At 29.7% G+C, this 15824-nt stretch carries 11 protein-coding genes and 2 tRNA genes; 3 read left to right on the forward strand and 10 right to left on the reverse strand.

Annotation, left to right across the window (positions count from 1 at the left end; translation table 11 throughout):
- Position 1 precedes the first annotated feature (1 nt).
- The 5 genes from H0I28_RS11325 to H0I28_RS11345 form a co-directional block, all read right to left on the reverse strand.
- Positions 2-3172: a sacsin N-terminal ATP-binding-like domain-containing protein gene (locus tag H0I28_RS11325; protein ID WP_218759173.1), complete on the reverse strand. Its 3171-nt coding sequence runs from the start codon at positions 3170-3172 to the stop codon at positions 2-4.
- A 66-nt stretch (positions 3173-3238) separates the two neighbouring features.
- Positions 3239-3823 carry a hypothetical protein gene (locus tag H0I28_RS11330; protein WP_218759175.1) on the reverse strand — a complete coding sequence of 195 codons (585 nt, stop codon included), beginning with the start codon at positions 3821-3823 and terminating at the stop codon, positions 3239-3241.
- 4 nt (positions 3824-3827) lie between these two features.
- Positions 3828-4487 (reverse strand): hypothetical protein, encoded by a 660-nt coding sequence (locus H0I28_RS11335; RefSeq protein ID WP_218759176.1) that lies wholly within the window; start codon positions 4485-4487, stop codon positions 3828-3830.
- A gap of 4 nt (positions 4488-4491) precedes the next feature.
- Entirely contained in the window at positions 4492-5763 is a 1272-nt protein-coding gene (locus tag H0I28_RS11340) for a restriction endonuclease subunit S (protein WP_218759177.1), read from the reverse strand.
- Complete coding sequence (locus H0I28_RS11345) at positions 5763-8111, reverse strand: class I SAM-dependent DNA methyltransferase (RefSeq protein WP_218759179.1); 2349 nt, start codon at positions 8109-8111, stop codon at positions 5763-5765. The genes H0I28_RS11340 and H0I28_RS11345 overlap by 1 nt, the downstream gene beginning before the upstream one ends.
- A 767-nt stretch (positions 8112-8878) precedes the next feature.
- On the opposite strand from H0I28_RS11345, the gene H0I28_RS11350 reads away from it, so the two are divergent.
- Positions 8879-9610, forward strand: a complete 732-nt coding sequence (locus tag H0I28_RS11350; RefSeq protein ID WP_218759181.1) for a phospholipase D family protein — start codon at positions 8879-8881, stop codon at positions 9608-9610.
- 414 nt (positions 9611-10024) lie between these two features.
- Here H0I28_RS11350 and H0I28_RS11355 read toward each other — a convergent pair whose 3' ends face one another.
- From H0I28_RS11355 to H0I28_RS11370, 4 genes are all read right to left on the reverse strand, one after another.
- The gene (locus H0I28_RS11355; RefSeq protein WP_218759182.1) at positions 10025-10675 is read right to left on the reverse strand and encodes a hypothetical protein; all 651 of its coding nucleotides are present in this window, start codon (positions 10673-10675) and stop codon (positions 10025-10027) included.
- A complete protein-coding gene (locus H0I28_RS11360) occupies positions 10676-12199 on the reverse strand; it encodes a tyrosine-type recombinase/integrase (RefSeq protein ID WP_218759183.1) in 1524 nt (507 codons plus the stop codon).
- Between the two features lie 51 nt (positions 12200-12250).
- Positions 12251-12323 (reverse strand) — tRNA-Met (locus H0I28_RS11365).
- A 222-nt stretch (positions 12324-12545) separates the two neighbouring features.
- Positions 12546-12618 (reverse strand) — tRNA-Met (locus tag H0I28_RS11370).
- Between the two features lie 178 nt (positions 12619-12796).
- On the opposite strand from H0I28_RS11370, the gene era reads away from it, so the two are divergent.
- Positions 12797-13681: a GTPase Era gene (gene era / locus H0I28_RS11375; protein WP_165731878.1), complete on the forward strand. Its 885-nt coding sequence runs from the start codon at positions 12797-12799 to the stop codon at positions 13679-13681.
- Positions 13682-13756: 75 nt separating this feature from the next.
- On the opposite strand, the gene H0I28_RS11380 is transcribed toward era, so the two are convergent.
- Positions 13757-14266: a GTP-binding protein gene (locus H0I28_RS11380; protein WP_254712768.1), complete on the reverse strand. Its 510-nt coding sequence runs from the start codon at positions 14264-14266 to the stop codon at positions 13757-13759.
- 176 nt (positions 14267-14442) lie between these two features.
- Here H0I28_RS11380 and der point away from each other — a divergent pair, with 176 nt between their 5' ends.
- Complete coding sequence (gene der, locus H0I28_RS11385) at positions 14443-15753, forward strand: ribosome biogenesis GTPase Der (protein ID WP_218733930.1); 1311 nt, start codon at positions 14443-14445, stop codon at positions 15751-15753.
- Positions 15754-15824: the final 71 nt, after the last annotated feature.

Raw genomic sequence — 15824 nt, forward strand, 5'->3', positions numbered from 1 at the left:
TTTAGATTCCTTTTTTCAATAATTCAATTAAATATGTTTCAAATTCAGTAAAGGAAACTCCAAACCCTTCAATTACTTTTTGAGGTATTAATGTTCTATAATCTCCATCAAGATGAATCTCATCTTGTTCATTTGTTTGTTTTAATACATTTATTAAATGTTCCACATGACTTCCAATATCATTAACAAATTTTATATTACCCAAAATTTTAGTGATATCTGTAATTTCATATCTATCCTCACCTTCATAATCAGTCATATCAATAGAACATAATGAATAAATATTTTTTTGTTCATTGGATCTTATTGTTTGATTCTTTGACATTTTAATAGAAGTTCTTTTATCCCATCTTGACTTAACTTCTATATAATATTTAATTTCACCCTTAATTTTGATAACAATATCCTGACCATCTTGTTCACCAATAACTTCACACTTAATATCTTCAGGTTGAAAAATTAATTTAAGATGTTCTTTTAATTTATCTTCCATATGTGTTCCAATTTGATGTTTAAATTGAAAATTAGCTTTATATTGTTTCTCGTTTTCTAAGTTAATAATTGCTTGGTTTAAAATTTCTTCAAAATTTTCATTTTTAACTAACAACCCAAGTTTTTTTAATTTATCCTCTTTTAGCATTACAATTGAAAAGATATCATCTTTTGTATTTTCATTTGTTACAATATCAAGCATAAGATTTGCTTTTTTATCATCTAAACGTGGAAATAACTCCTTATACAATTTAGTATTCAATTTTGATATTATATCTGCTATTTCATCTTTAAACTTATGTTCATTAATATTTCTAATATCTGTTTCGAAAAATATTTCTTCAACCTGAGTAGTTAGATACTTATTATTCCTAAAATCTTCTTCAGCTATAAATTGATTAAAGCCTTCTGCAGCTAAAACCTTCCTTATCTCTGTTCCATTTACAGTATTATATAAATTTTTTATCTCTTCTAATATATTATTATCTCTTTTTAATTCGGATGCCTTTTTTAACTCATGTATTTGATTAGGGTAAATTCTAGAATCAGAATAAACTTCTTTTAAACTATCTTCAAAGCAAAGAGCAATTTCCTTTAATAATTCTGAATTTTCTTGAATCCAATTATTATTATGATAAGACAATAGATTAAAAAATATTTTAACTAATATTTTTCGAGAAGATCTTACATCAATATTTTCTTCGGTATTAGCGACATTAGGTAGATGGATTAAATCTTGCTCTAAGTCGTAGTACTTACTTAGTAAACGCAAAAGTTTAGACGGTCTACTTTGAGATTCAATATTATTATTAAGCTTACAATAATCTACCATAGCTTTAAAAAAATTGAATTCTAATTTCTTTTCCTCTATAACTTCAATTGGATTGTAAATTGTTTCATCTAAATACTCAGGTAAACAAATTTGTGTTATTGCGTTAATCTCATCTAATTTGTTTTTAACCTTAACAGAAAAATCTTTTCTGGTAAAAGACTCCAAATGAAAATTGAATTTAAATGTGTTCAAAATTAAATCTGAAATCGTCTCTGGAATAAGAATATTACCAAGCTCAATTAATTTATCTGAAATATTAGAAGGAAGTGCTAATAAGTTAATAAAACAAAACTCCCCATTTATATTAGGAATTAGTTTATAATCTGAAAAAAAGGAAACCTTACCTTCTTCAATTAAACTTGTGTAGTAATTTATTAAATTAGTTGGATTAAATTTTTCTAATTTTTCCTCTGAAATATGTTTAACCAACTCTTTATGGTCTATATAATCAACTTCATCATGATCCCATCCTGTTAAATAAGTTGTCCATTGTTCACATTTTTCCTTTTTTGGAATTGGATCGTAAAACATTGAAGCCAACTCATAAATATCATCAAATACTGAAGGGTTAGAAAAAAGTTCTTCATCAAAAAACCAAACATCTTTTACATTTCTATAGTCATCAGTTGAGTCAACTAATGGTAGATAGAATAGTTCTTTATTCCATAAGGTTTGTAAATCTTCAAAATACTTATTTAATAATGGGCTATCTGAAGTCCTTTTAAAATTAATATCAGCATAATACATTGGGTTTTTAACAGCTAATACGTTACTTTTTATAAAATCTAAAATAAGAGTAGATGCTATTTTTAAGATTTTTCGATTAGCTTCTTCTTGGTCTTTAACTTGATCTTTATTACTATTTAAATGAACACCACTTCTTGGTTCATTAGGTAAAAATTTATTACAATTTATTATAAAATTTAAACCAAAATCTTCTGAACCAACTAAAGGATAATATAGAAACAAACGAGCTATACGCTTAGGGAACTGAAATAGCTCTAAATCTTTATTTATTGGGAGTATAACTTCAATTTCATTATCTGAATCCATCAAAGAATATAGTTCAATACTTACTCCATTTTTTAAAATTACTGTTTTATACAAATTAATTCCTTCTTCATTTACAACAGGTAATCTATTTTCACAGTAAAAAGTTGTATCTACTCCTTTTTTATCAATAATAGTTAAAGATTTTAACCTTTCATTAATTGTTAACACCAATGGAATATAATCTTCTAAGTCTAAACTAGATTCATTAACATATTGATTTTCTTGATTTGTTTCTTGTAAATAAGTGAAAGTAGTTTTAAATTCAATTGGTTTTTCTACTATTTTACCATTTTTTATAATTTCGTAAACATTTTTTTTCTGTATTCTAATCTTATCACTTAAGTCTTTCCATTCTTTTGGACTTCTATCAATTTTGAAATCTTTTAATTCAAAACATGCACCGTCAGCCTCCATTATAGAATTGATAAGAAACGTTCTACCGAAAGAATGTGTAGTTAAAAATCCTGTACCGTATTTACCTACCTCTGGAATATCTTCCTCTTCTCCATATTTACCACTTACCTGTTTAATTAAAGAATTTAGAGAATTTGTATTAAATGGTTTACCATTATGACTAAAAGAAAATCCTTCATTACTGTAATCTATTATTATTTTACTTTCGTTACTTAAATCACAAGCATTCTGGACTAACTCCCAAATTGCTCTATTTGATGAGAAGTCATTGAAGTTTTCAAACCCCCTAATCATTTTATCTGCATGTTGCTTAAGGTCTGATAGTTCAGATTCTCTTTCAGCTTTTAAGAGTATACTCTCTCTGTTTAAATATCCTTCCATTTTCTTTTTTAGCTTTTTATTTATTCTTTTCCTTTTATAACAATCCTTTACTTTACTCAATATCCCCTAACTCCTTTTCTCTAAATCTGCAATAATATCTCTTCTACCAATAATGGTGTTGTATTTTTCAACCACATCATCCATGGTTTTAAAATCTTCGGTTTCAATAAGAGAAAGTGCAGAATTCTCTTCATTAGTACTAAATGCACCATTAAAATGGACTCCTTTTATACAAGGTACGTAAGTTGGAAAAAATTTATCATTCAATTGTATTGCTGTTGTATACAAATCCATATAATAATCTAATTGATCATCTTTATCTTTACCCTTTAAAAAAGGTTCAATAGCCTCTTCTATAAAGCATTCATATAAATCTGTAGAGCCTTTAATAATTACCAAACGATACAAAAAATTCTCTGGAAATTTTAACAAGGCAAGCTGCGGATTGTCTCTAATCATCATTTGCAGTAATCCTGCCATGGCATCTGCTTTATAGGTAGTGAAATTTAAATAAATATATTCTGCAAAATCACGACTTGCGTCTTCTTCAGAAATTTCTTTTTGATATTCCTGTATATTTTCTAATAAGCCTTTTTTGTCAGCATAACTGAAACATTCATCTAAGTTTTTAAATAATTCTTCTTTTTTCATAGTTTTACTTTTTAAACTTTCTTTTTATAACTTCCATATCATTTTTATAATTTCTTTCTAAACGTTTATTTGATGTGTACTCAAATTCTGAATAATCAAAAACCATAAGTTTTATACCATTTTTAGGGATTTCAGTTTGCCTTAATAAATCGTACTTTTTTCTTTGTTCACCTCTTGTTATGCCTGATGAAGTAATCCGTATATCAAAAAAACTTACAGCTTCTGTATGCTGACGCTCGTGATATTCTATAACAAGATTTAAACTTGGGTAATAACAATCGACAGGTAATTTTACGCCTGTATCACCACGTAAAAAATCAAAACGATGTTGTCTTAATCCTTTTAAATTAAAAACGGTATCGCATAAATCTATAATATAAGATTCATCATTTTGTTTTGATTTTGTAGGGTTCGTTTTTTCTTTATTAAAACTGACTTCAGTTTTCTTTTTAACAGCATTTACTGTATCATTAGAAGATACAGCCATTCTAAAATCTAAAACAGTATAACCACCTCGTAAACCAAAGTCTGAAGCATAAAAACCCAATTTTCTTATTTTTGCTCTTATACTTTTTTGAGCTACCGTATCTGCTTTTAATTTTTGTGTTATTAAAAGTTCAATTTCTTTAACTACAGATTCTGAAAAATGATTTTTACCCTTCATCACCTTAACACACCTTTACCTTACCAGTTACCACCCCATTTATTAAACTACTCTTATACTCTTTTAACTTGGCTATTTCTTGCTGTTTTAAGCCAATAGCAGTTTCTATTTTTCGTGAAGCAGATTCTATATATGCTGAGATTTCTTTCTGTTCTGAAAGTGGCGGAATAGGAATTGAAAAGTTATTAAAACTATCTGAAGGAAATCTCCAGCGTCCTAAAAATGAAACACCTCTTCCATAGCGATAAAACAATCTAGCCTTGTATCCAAGTTGAAAAATGTTCAATAAATATTTATCATCTAAATCTTTATAAATATTTTGAAAGACTCGATAATCTGGACTTATAACTCCATCATATTTAGATATATCAACATAACCAGTTAGTAAATCCATATGATTCATTGCAAAATCACCTTTGTAAGCAAACTGATACTTACTGTAATTCATTGCTAATTGACCTTCTCCAGATTCTATATCTTTAACTTTAATACCTTTTTGAGTAATTGAAAGAACATCAAAACCTTCCCTTCCTGCAATTCGCTTAACAATTTCTACAACGTATTTAAGTCTTTTCATTTGCCAATGCAATGGTACTTTCTCTAACCACTCCACACCAGAATCTTTCAAGATCACACTATCATCTAAACCACGTGTTACAGCTTTGTGTATTAAAATTTGTTTGCGTTCCTTAAGTAGGTTTATCTGTTGCTCTTTAATAGCAATAGCATCGTCTATTTTAGTGGTTTTATCGTCTAAAAATTGTGCTATTTTGGTTTGTTCTGAAAGTGGTGGAATACCAACCATAATCGCTTTCATTTCATCATATCTCGTAGTCCATAAATCAGCAACGATACCGTGACCCATTCTGTAAAACTCTTCAATAAAATTGTAAGATTTTAATAAATAATTACAGTAAATAGGATGGATATTAAGAGGCTCCATTACAATATAAATTAATGATACAGAACCATCCTGATAAGCAATACCGCTTGACCCTTTTCTATCGGAACGACTATTAATTGCAAAATCTCCTTTTTTTACAAGCTTTCGATTGTCACCATCATTCGATTTCGCTGCATTTGCTAATTGAGGTACAGTACCATTTTTAGTTACAGATAATGGTGGGAAATCTTTATCAGAAACTTTAGTTTTCCTTTCTTTAAATCGAGTGCCTAATCTAGTTAAATCCCAATGCTCAGGAATTTCTCCCAACCATTCCACTCCAGAATCTTTGTAACGCTCGTAACGTTGTACTTTATTTTCAACTTCTACCATTACACCAAGTTTAAAATTTCAGAAATTAAACCATCGCTTTGTTTTTCTAAGTCTAGAATATCTTTAGTCACGTCTTCTATGTTACGCAAAGGTGTGTGCTTGTAAAAGTATTTGTTAAAGCTAATTTCGTAACCAATTTTGGTAGCGTCTAGGTTTATCCAAGCTTCTGGTACGTGTGGTTTTACTTCTCGGTTAAAGTAATTGTGTATATTATCTTTCAATGGCACATTTTCTGTGTCGCGTAAGTCACTTTCGGTTTCGTAAGTTGTATATTCTCCTTTTTTAGACATTTTATAATACCCAAAGTCTGATAAATCTTTTTCTTCGCAATCTAAATGTGCTAAAAGTTTGTTTAGTTTATCTCCAGATAGTTTTTCTACTTTTTTAATGACTTTTTCAGCATCTGCATCATACCAACTTACGGCATTTAAGATGGCTTTTTTATCGCTTGCGCTAATAGATAGTTTTTGCTTTTTAATCTCAGTATCAACTAGTTTTTTAAAATCGTTAAAATCGTTGTATTCTTCTGTACCAATAGCTTTTAATAAAATAGTTCCTGTTTTTACTAAGTTTAAATGCTTTTGCCAAGTTGCTGCTTTGGTTAACTTAGTTTTATTGGCAGACGATAAGTTTAATTCATTTTTTTCGCACCATTCTAAAATCTCTTTTTCATGTTGCTTGGTGTTCGTGTATATACTATCTCCAAAAGTTTCAAATGCATATTGCATTGGTTCTTGTAAAACTCTATCATAACGCAAAGTTTCTATACGTGCTGCTGTAAACTGTGCTTTTAAACGTTTTGGTCTTTCTATAGTGGCTTTGTAATAGCCAAAATCTGTATTATCAAATACCTGAGCAGAAATACCTTGCTCGCCTTCGCGTTCTGCAACGCTCATGTTGGTATAGGTATTTACAATTTTAGTAATGTGTTTTGGCGAAAATTCGCAGTTTTTGTTCCCTAAATTTTTACGCAGTTTACGGTACAGCTGTCCTGCATCAATCAATTGTACTTTGCCTTTACGGTTTGCCGCTTTATTGTTGCTTAAAATCCAGATATAAGTCGTAATTCCTGTATTGTAAAACAAATTATTTGGTAATTGCACAATAGCTTCTAGCCAATCGTTTTCTATAATGTGTCTGCGGATGTTGCTTTCTCCTCCTCCTGCATCTCCTGTAAATAAACTACTTCCGTTATGTACCGAAGCAATGCGTGTTCCTTTTGGGCTTTGGGATAAGGATTTCATCTTATCTACCATTTCCATTAAAAACAGTAATTGTCCGTCTGACGAACGTGGAATGGCATCTGCTTCCTCTTCTACATTCCAATAGTTTTTTAAACTGATTTTAAAACGCGGATCAATCACATCTTTACCATCCTTGATGTATTTTTGTTCACTAGACCATGATTTTCCGTATGGTGGATTGGATAGCATAAAATCGAAAGACTTGCCTGCAAATTCGTCTGTAGATAAGGTAGAACCTACTCTGATGTTTTCAGGATTGTTTCCTTTAATCATCATATCAGACTTACAAATAGCATAAGTTTCGTCGTTTATTTCTTTTCCGTAGAGATAGACATCTCCTGTAGCACGAATCTCGCCTGCTTCATCTTTGATAAAGTTTTGACTTTCGGTAAGCATTCCACCAGAACCACAAGCAGGATCGTAAATGGTCATTACTGGTGGTAAGTTGTCTTTTATGGGGTCGAAGATAATGTGCGTCATTAAATCTATCACTTCACGTGGTGTAAAGTGCTCTCCTGCTTCTTCGTTATTTTCTTCGTTAAATTTACGGATGAGTTCTTCAAAAACATACCCCATTCCTAGATTAGAAAGTGCTGGTAATTTCCTGCCTTCTGCATCTTCTTTTTCAAAAGGTGTTAAATTGATGTTTGACGATGTAAATTTTTCTAATACATCTAACAACACATCTTTATTAGCCATGTGAGCCACTTGACTGCGAAGCTTAAATTTTTGAATGATTTCTTTTACATTTGGACTAAATCCGCTTAAGTAATCTTCAAAATTTGCTTGTAGTATTTGCTGACTGTTAGTAGCGGTATCTTTTAATTTTTGAAGTGTCCAGGTACTTACATTGTAAAACACGTAACCAGAAGCTTCTCGTAAACCAGATTCATCCCATTCTGTAAAACCAGCTTCGTCACGCTGAAAGGCTAATTCTTCTAAAACCGCCTCTTTAGTTGGTTCTAAAAGTGCGTCTAATCTGCGTAATACAATCATTGGTAAAATAACGTCTCTATATTTACCGCGTACGTAAACATCTCTAAGACAATCGTCTGCAATAGACCAAATAAAGGATACTAATTTATTGTGTGATGATTTATTCATATATATGGATTTTTCCTTATCATGCTATAAACATTATAAGGAATACAATTTTTTTGAGAGCATCTAAAGTAGTAAAACGAACTGATATATAATTACGGAAAACCATAATTATATAAAACTAGAATTGTAGAAATATTTTATATCTTTTTACAGTAATTACATGTAGAGTGCCTTATTCTTATTTTGCGTTAATTATACGTACGATTAACGTATAAAGACCTCTTTTTCTGTATTTATATTGATTTTAAGCTAGAAAACACACTTTTTTTTATTTAAATCTTCTAACCTTTATCAATAAATAAATATATTTTATTTTGGTGATTTTTTGAATTCATTTTTGATGATAAAATCTAATTTCAATCTATCAAACAGCAATCCTCCCCATCTTTAAATTGTTTTTATTACTTGTTGTAAACAATTGCTCACGAATCTCAGAAGAGGGAACAAAACTTACATTGACGGAAAAGATTACAGAAGATTTATTGACAGTAATAAACTAATCCATAGTTGTGTAGCTGAAAAAAATAGAGTAAAAATTAAGAAAAGGAGAACTTGTTCTTCTTAAAGACAGAAACAAATTAAATAATTAAAGTTATAATCTTTGGATTTTTGCTAATCAAAAATATCACGATAAAATTCATAAAAATTGATGCTAAAAATCAAGGAAATAAATTATAAAGGGTTTGAAAACCACGAAAATTCCAGCTATTTAGTTTTATTTATTATAACAATTTCTTTATTTTCGATTTTCAAAATTATAATATAAAATGGCAAAATTTCTAAACACTACGGGTGTTTCATATCATTTAGAAGAACTAATAAAGAATACTACAGACAGATTAATTTTAATTAGTCCATATCTTCAATTTCATAAAAGAGTTAAAGATCATTTGGAAAATTTAAACATTCAAAAAAAAGACATTCGAATTATTTATCGAGAAAACAAATTACAAGTAGAAGAAAGTAATTGGTTGGAAAGTCAAATCGGAATTAGGACAAGCCTCTGCAATTCTCTTCACGCAAAATGTTATTTAAATGAAAACGAAGCGATTGTAACTTCTATGAATTTATATTCTTTTTCACAACAAAATAATGATGAAATGGGAATTCACGTTACCAAAGAAAAAGATGCTGATTTATATAATGATATTTACAATGAAGTTCAAAGGCTTTTAACGATTAGTGAGGAAATACGAATTTCTGTAAAAAAAGTGGATAAGGAAATTGAACAGAAAACTGAAGAAAAGATTAAAAAAGTTCAAGAAAATAAGGATTATACAAAATCTAAACTATTAACAACAAAAGAATTGTCAAAATTGACTGGTTTGAGTAGTCGAAAAGTTAACAGTTGGTTTACCGAAAATAAGCTAATGTATAAAAAAGATGACGATTGGATTACAACAAAACGAGGAAAAGAAACTGGCGGAATTGAAAAAAATGGACAATATGGACAGTTTGTTATTTGGCCAGAAAATATAGCCAAACACATAACTGAATAAAAAACGTTTTACAACAAAGAACTGAGCCAAAAAAACAACACTTATTCTTCATTAAGTTTACGCATTATTATTTTAGGCTCATAATTCTATTAATTAGCATTTTGAGCTTTTATTTTTTATGTAAACACTACTTATTTTGATAAAACGAAAACGTAAGTTTCATCATATGATAGTCCTGATTTTGCTATTGCAAAACATTGCATTAAAAATTTATTACTTACTGCAGAAAGGCTAGAATTCATTTCTAAATATTGAAACCTATTTATTGTTACATTTTACACAAACAGAGTTAAAGAAAATCCCTCTTGAACAATACAGTAACGACATATAGAATGACTTCTTCTTATTTTGCGTTAATCATACGTACAATTAACGCAAAATGGTCTCAATTTTTATTTTTTCAAGGTGATTTACTTACAAATCAATTCCAAAAACTTTCTCCAATAAATAATTACGAGACTCTTCATCTGTAATTAAATATTTCTTTTTTGTAGATTCTTTTTCAATGGTATTGATTTCTTTTTTGATCATCGAAAAATTATCAACAACAAAAGAACGGATATTCACTTCTATTTTTATCTCACCATTTTCATCAGGAAAAGTTTCTGAAAGATCTTTTTGATGCTGTACATACAGATCTGCCTGCAATTTAAAATAGGTAATGTATTTTTTATAAAATTCATTCGTTCCATTTTCTACATCTTTAACCATCTCATCACACCAACACTTCATTCCAAGTATATGGTTTAGATAATTATTGTACAAAAAATTAAACTGAGCCTCCTTTAAGGTTGCATAATAATCTACTAAATCAAAAAGATTCGCTCTTAACTCACCACCTTTTCTCAACATCTCCATGGTATCATCCTGCACATCGACATAACTAACAACCTCTTTAGCTTTGGCAACAATTAACCGATCAAACAACCATTCGGTGTTTTTCTTTTGCTCGTCATCAACTTCGTCCTCTACTAAACTTTTAGAAACATACAATAACAGAGGATAAGAAGCTCTATCCCTTAACTCGTTATAAATTTCGTGTTGCCTTGGTTGTTTTTCTGACATTTATTCAAATAATTTAGAGTAATCTTCTGGTAATTCCGCATCAATATCTCTTAAATACTTTTCTAACGAAACCATAGAAGTATGCCCTGTAATTAACATCAAACTACTTTTTGCTTCAAAAGGAGTTGCTTTTTCTCTTAATTTTCGATACAATTTAGAAATAAATGTATGTCTAAAACTATAAATCCCATGATCTTCTGTCAAACCAAATTGCTCTTTTACAACACTTGAAAAGCGTTTAGAAAAATGATCTCTTCTATTAATCTCTTTCGCATCCCAAAAAGCACCTATTGTTTTAGGGGTAAACAAATATGATTCTTTATCTAATTCTGATAAATCTGGTAATACTTCCCATAAAATATCAGGAATTATTTTTGTTTTCTTAGCACTCGTTTTTGCTTTATACTGAATCCTTCTTTCATCAATATTAATGTCTTTTATTTTTATTCTACAAACTTCAATTGGCCTTATAAAACAATAAGAAACAAACTTTATAAATAACAATAAATGAGGATCTTCTTTTTCTAAATATTTAAATATCTTTTTTTGCTCTTCTAAAGAGTATGTTTTATGTCTTTTAGGTTTTGATGCTAAAATTGGTATGGATTGAATATAGTTTTCATCCACCAATTCATTGTCTTTTAACACCTGAAACAAACTCCCTAATTCTGTTCTATAATTATTTCTACTTCTTGCACTCGTTCTTAAAAGAATGGTGTTTAAATACTCTATAACGTCTTTTCTATCAATATTTTTTACATGCTTCTTATCAGGATAATTTACCTCCATCCACGCAATAAACTTATTACTCTTTCTTCTATAGTCACTAATCGTCCTTTCACTTACTTCCTTTTCTTTTAATTCTAAGGCAAGATCAAAAGCTTTTGTAATAGAAATTACATCATATTTAACTTTTGCAATTGTTTTATTATCATTTGCAATTGTTTTATCATCATTTGCAATTGTTTTATTATCATCAGCAATACTTTTATCGTCATTTGTAATGCTTTTCTCTTCCTTAGCAATGCTTTTCGTTTTACCGCCGCCACTTTCTACTCCTAAAACAATTGCATGTTCGTCTATAGCTTCTTTTACTGCAGACTTTATAGCATCATTTAAATAACTTGGGACTCCCTCTTCTTTTAAAACTTCTTCTTTAACTTTTTTCTTCGGTGCTTCTTTCAAAAAAGGATCTTTCAATTTTTGATGTAAAATAGTATTATCTTCAAACGGATTAAATCCTTTCTTCAATAAAAAAAGTAAATTTTTTCTGTATGAAGTTAAAATAGTCAACCGTGCTTCTTTGGTTTTGTAATTGTTTACTTTTCCGTAAATATTCCCCATACGTTTCATTTTTCCTGTTTCTGGATCTTTAAATGAAAAATACACATACCAACGCTTAGAGAGGTCTCCATTTGCAGTATAAATTTTTGGGGGTGAAAAAAGTGGTAAAACTTTTGAATCGTGTTCCAAATCGTGTTCAATTTTGGAAGTAAAGGTAATGAATTCGAGAATTGATTGCATAAAAAAACAGTTTAGCGAACTAAACTGTTGTTTTATACTGACTTAAAGTAGTAGCGGGAACTGGACTCGAACCAGTGACCTTCGGGTTATGAGCCCGACGAGCTACCTACTGCTCTATCCCGCGATATTGTTTCAAAAATAACAACTTAGCTTTTAACTTTCGAATCATAAAATCGACCCGTTATTTCCGGCGGCAAACATACAACTTAATTAGAGAATTGCGCTCTTTTTAAATAAAAATTATAAATATATTTTTTATTGATCTATTATCAGCAAAAAATCAACTTTTAAAATAAAAATTAAAGTAAAAAAAAAGAGTAATCATTGCTGATTACTCTTTGCTTAGTAGCGGGAACTGGACTCGAACCAGTGACCTTCGGGTTATGAGCCCGACGAGCTACCTACTGCTCTATCCCGCGATATTAATTAAGAAACAACAACTTAGCTTTCAACTTTCGAATCATAAAATCGACTGTTATTTCCGACTGCAAATATACATCTTTATTAAATAACTGACCAACTTTTTTTTTATTTTTTTAAAAAATTTTTTAATACACTAAATTCTAATCAAATATAAAAAGGAATTATCTTTGCACTATGACGCATAAAGCAGGTTTTGTAAATATTATAGGAAATCCTAACGTAGGTAAATCAACATTAATGAATGCCCTAGTAGGTGAAAAGCTGTCTATCATAACAGCGAAGGCACAAACAACAAGGCATAGAATCTTAGGAATTGTAAATGAAGACGACTTTCAGATTGTCTTTTCCGACACTCCGGGTATTCTAAAACCTGCCTACGAGTTGCAGTCTTCTATGATGGATTTTGTAAAATCTGCCTTTGAAGATGCAGATGTTCTTATCTATATGGTAGAAGTTGGTGAAAAAGAATTAAAAAATGAAGCTTTCTTTAAAAGAATCATCCATAGCGAAATTCCTGTTATTCTATTATTGAATAAAATAGATAAGTCTTCTCAAGAAGAAGTGGAAGAAAAAATAGAATACTGGAAAAATAAAGTTCCAAATGCAGAAGTATTTGTAATTTCTGCCTTAGAGAAATTTAATGTTCCTGCAGTTTTCGATAAAATAAAAGAATTATTACCAGAAGGTCCTGCTTTTTATCCGAAGGATCAATTAACAGACAAACCAGAACGTTTTTTTGTAAATGAAAAAATTAGAGAGAAAATTCTAATGCATTACAAAAAAGAAATTCCGTATTCTGTAGAAGTAGAAACAGAGGAATTTATAGAGGAAGAAAATATTGTGAGAATTCGTTCTATTATTATGGTAGAAAGAGAGACCCAAAAAGGAATCATAATTGGTCATAAAGGCTCTGCCCTAAAACGTGTTGGTGCAGAAGCTAGAAAAGATTTAGAAAAATTCTTTGAGAAAAAAGTTTTTATAGAACTATATGTAAAAGTTAATAAAAACTGGCGTAGCGATAAAACACAACTTAAACGCTTTGGTTATAATCAAGGTTAATAAGAAAGAACTCTCATAAACCTATTTTTAAAATTTCATTCCCGTTAATAGATAAAACGGGAATAAAGTTAATATCTATTGCTCAATAATAGTGATTAACAGATTGTGTAATTCTTTCATCTGATTTTTTCCGGTCTCCTTACCTATACTTCCTAAAAAGTATAATAATAACCAAATTAAAGGCAACGCAACCAAAATAGCAATAGGAAACACCAAGCTTTCCCCTAAACGATATTGCACGTAAGCGAACACTCCTACACCTAAAAATAAGGTAGCTACAACAAAGTGGACAAACATAAAAAGTGTCCAAACTTGTGGTTTTGGTCCAAAAAGACCTTTTAAAATAGAAGAGTTCTCATCTACTTTTACAATTTCAAAATGTAATTGTGGCGACCAAAAATGACTTTTTTTTACAGGAATATCAATAAATACATGTTTATCTGCAACATTACTCCTATATATACAAGCATCACTTTTTAGATACGTTGTAATTCTTTCTAGCAATGATTCAGGATTCTCTTTTAGATCAATAGAAAACCTAGGTCTTAAAAAAAAATCGCTATTCCTTTTTTCTTGAATACTCATTAAATTGATATTATTTTTTAAATGTAATTAAAAATTCTATTTTGATTGCAATTCAAGCAAAAATCAGTAGAAAAACCACACAAACTTCCTTAGATTTTTTCAGTATTTTAAAGACTTTATTTTTTACATCTTTCTTACAAGCTTAAATTGTATCTTTGCAAAAATTTTCAATAGAGATGAACAGTATTGTTGCCATTGTAGGAAGACCAAATGTAGGAAAGTCAACGCTTTTTAATAGACTGGTACAAAGAAGAGAAGCCATTGTAGATTCTGTAAGCGGAGTTACAAGAGATAGACATTATGGAAAATCTGACTGGAATGGTAAAGAATTTTCAGTAATTGATACTGGTGGATACATTACTGGTTCTGATGATATCTTTGAAGGTGAAATTAGAAAACAAGTAAATCTTGCCATTGATGAAGCAGATTTAATTGTTTTTGTAGTAAACGTAGAAGACGGAATTACACCTATGGATGCGGAAGTTGCTAAACTTTTACGCAAGGTTAAAAAACCAATTTTTACGGTAGTTAACAAAGTAGATAACGCAATGCGTGAACCTGACGCTATAGAGTTTTACAACTTAGGCTTAGGAGAATACTTTACAATTGCTTCTATTAACGGAAGTGGAACTGGAGAATTATTAGATGCATTAGCAGAAAAAATGCCAGAACCAGAAGCAGTAGATTTAGAAGAAGAAGCATTACCAAGATTTGCTGTAGTTGGAAGACCAAATGCAGGTAAATCATCATTTATAAACGCTTTAATTGGGCAAGATAGAAATATTGTAACCAATATTGCGGGTACCACTAGAGATTCTATTGACACCAAATACAATCGTTTTGGTTTCGATTTTAACTTAGTAGATACTGCTGGGATTCGTAAAAAATCTCGTGTTAAAGAAGATTTAGAATTTTATTCTGTAATGCGCGCTGTACGTACTATTGAATATTCTGATGTTATTGTTTTAGTGGTAGATGCAACTCGTGGTTTTGAAGGTCAGGATCAAAATATATTTTGGTTGGCAGAAAAAAACAGAAAAGGTGTTGTAATCTTAATTAACAAATGGGATTTAATAGAGAAGGAAACCAATACCATGCGAGATTTTGAAGCAATGGTTAGAAAACAAATTGAACCTTTTACAGATGTGCCAATTGTATTTATTTCTGCTTTAACTAAACAACGTTTGTTTAAAGCCATTGAAACTGCAGTAGAAGTTTTTCAGAAGAGAAAAACCAAAATACAAACGAGTAAGTTTAATGAAACCATGTTAGATATCATTAAAACTTCTCCTCCTCCTGCAATAAAAGGAAAGTTTGTAAAAATAAAATACTGTATGCAATTGCCTACACAAACACCACAATTTGTATTTTTCTGTAACTTACCACAATACGTTAGAGATTCTTACAGACGTTTTCTTGAAAACAAATTAAGAGATATTTACGATTTTTCTGGAGTACCAATTACTATTTATTTTAGACAGAAATAAACCTATTCTGTAACTTTTGTTACTTTTATACGTCTAAGACAATAGTAATATTGTAATTATATATTCTATCT

The organism is Polaribacter sp. AHE13PA, assembly GCF_019278505.1.
GTDB lineage: Bacteria > Bacteroidota > Bacteroidia > Flavobacteriales > Flavobacteriaceae > Polaribacter.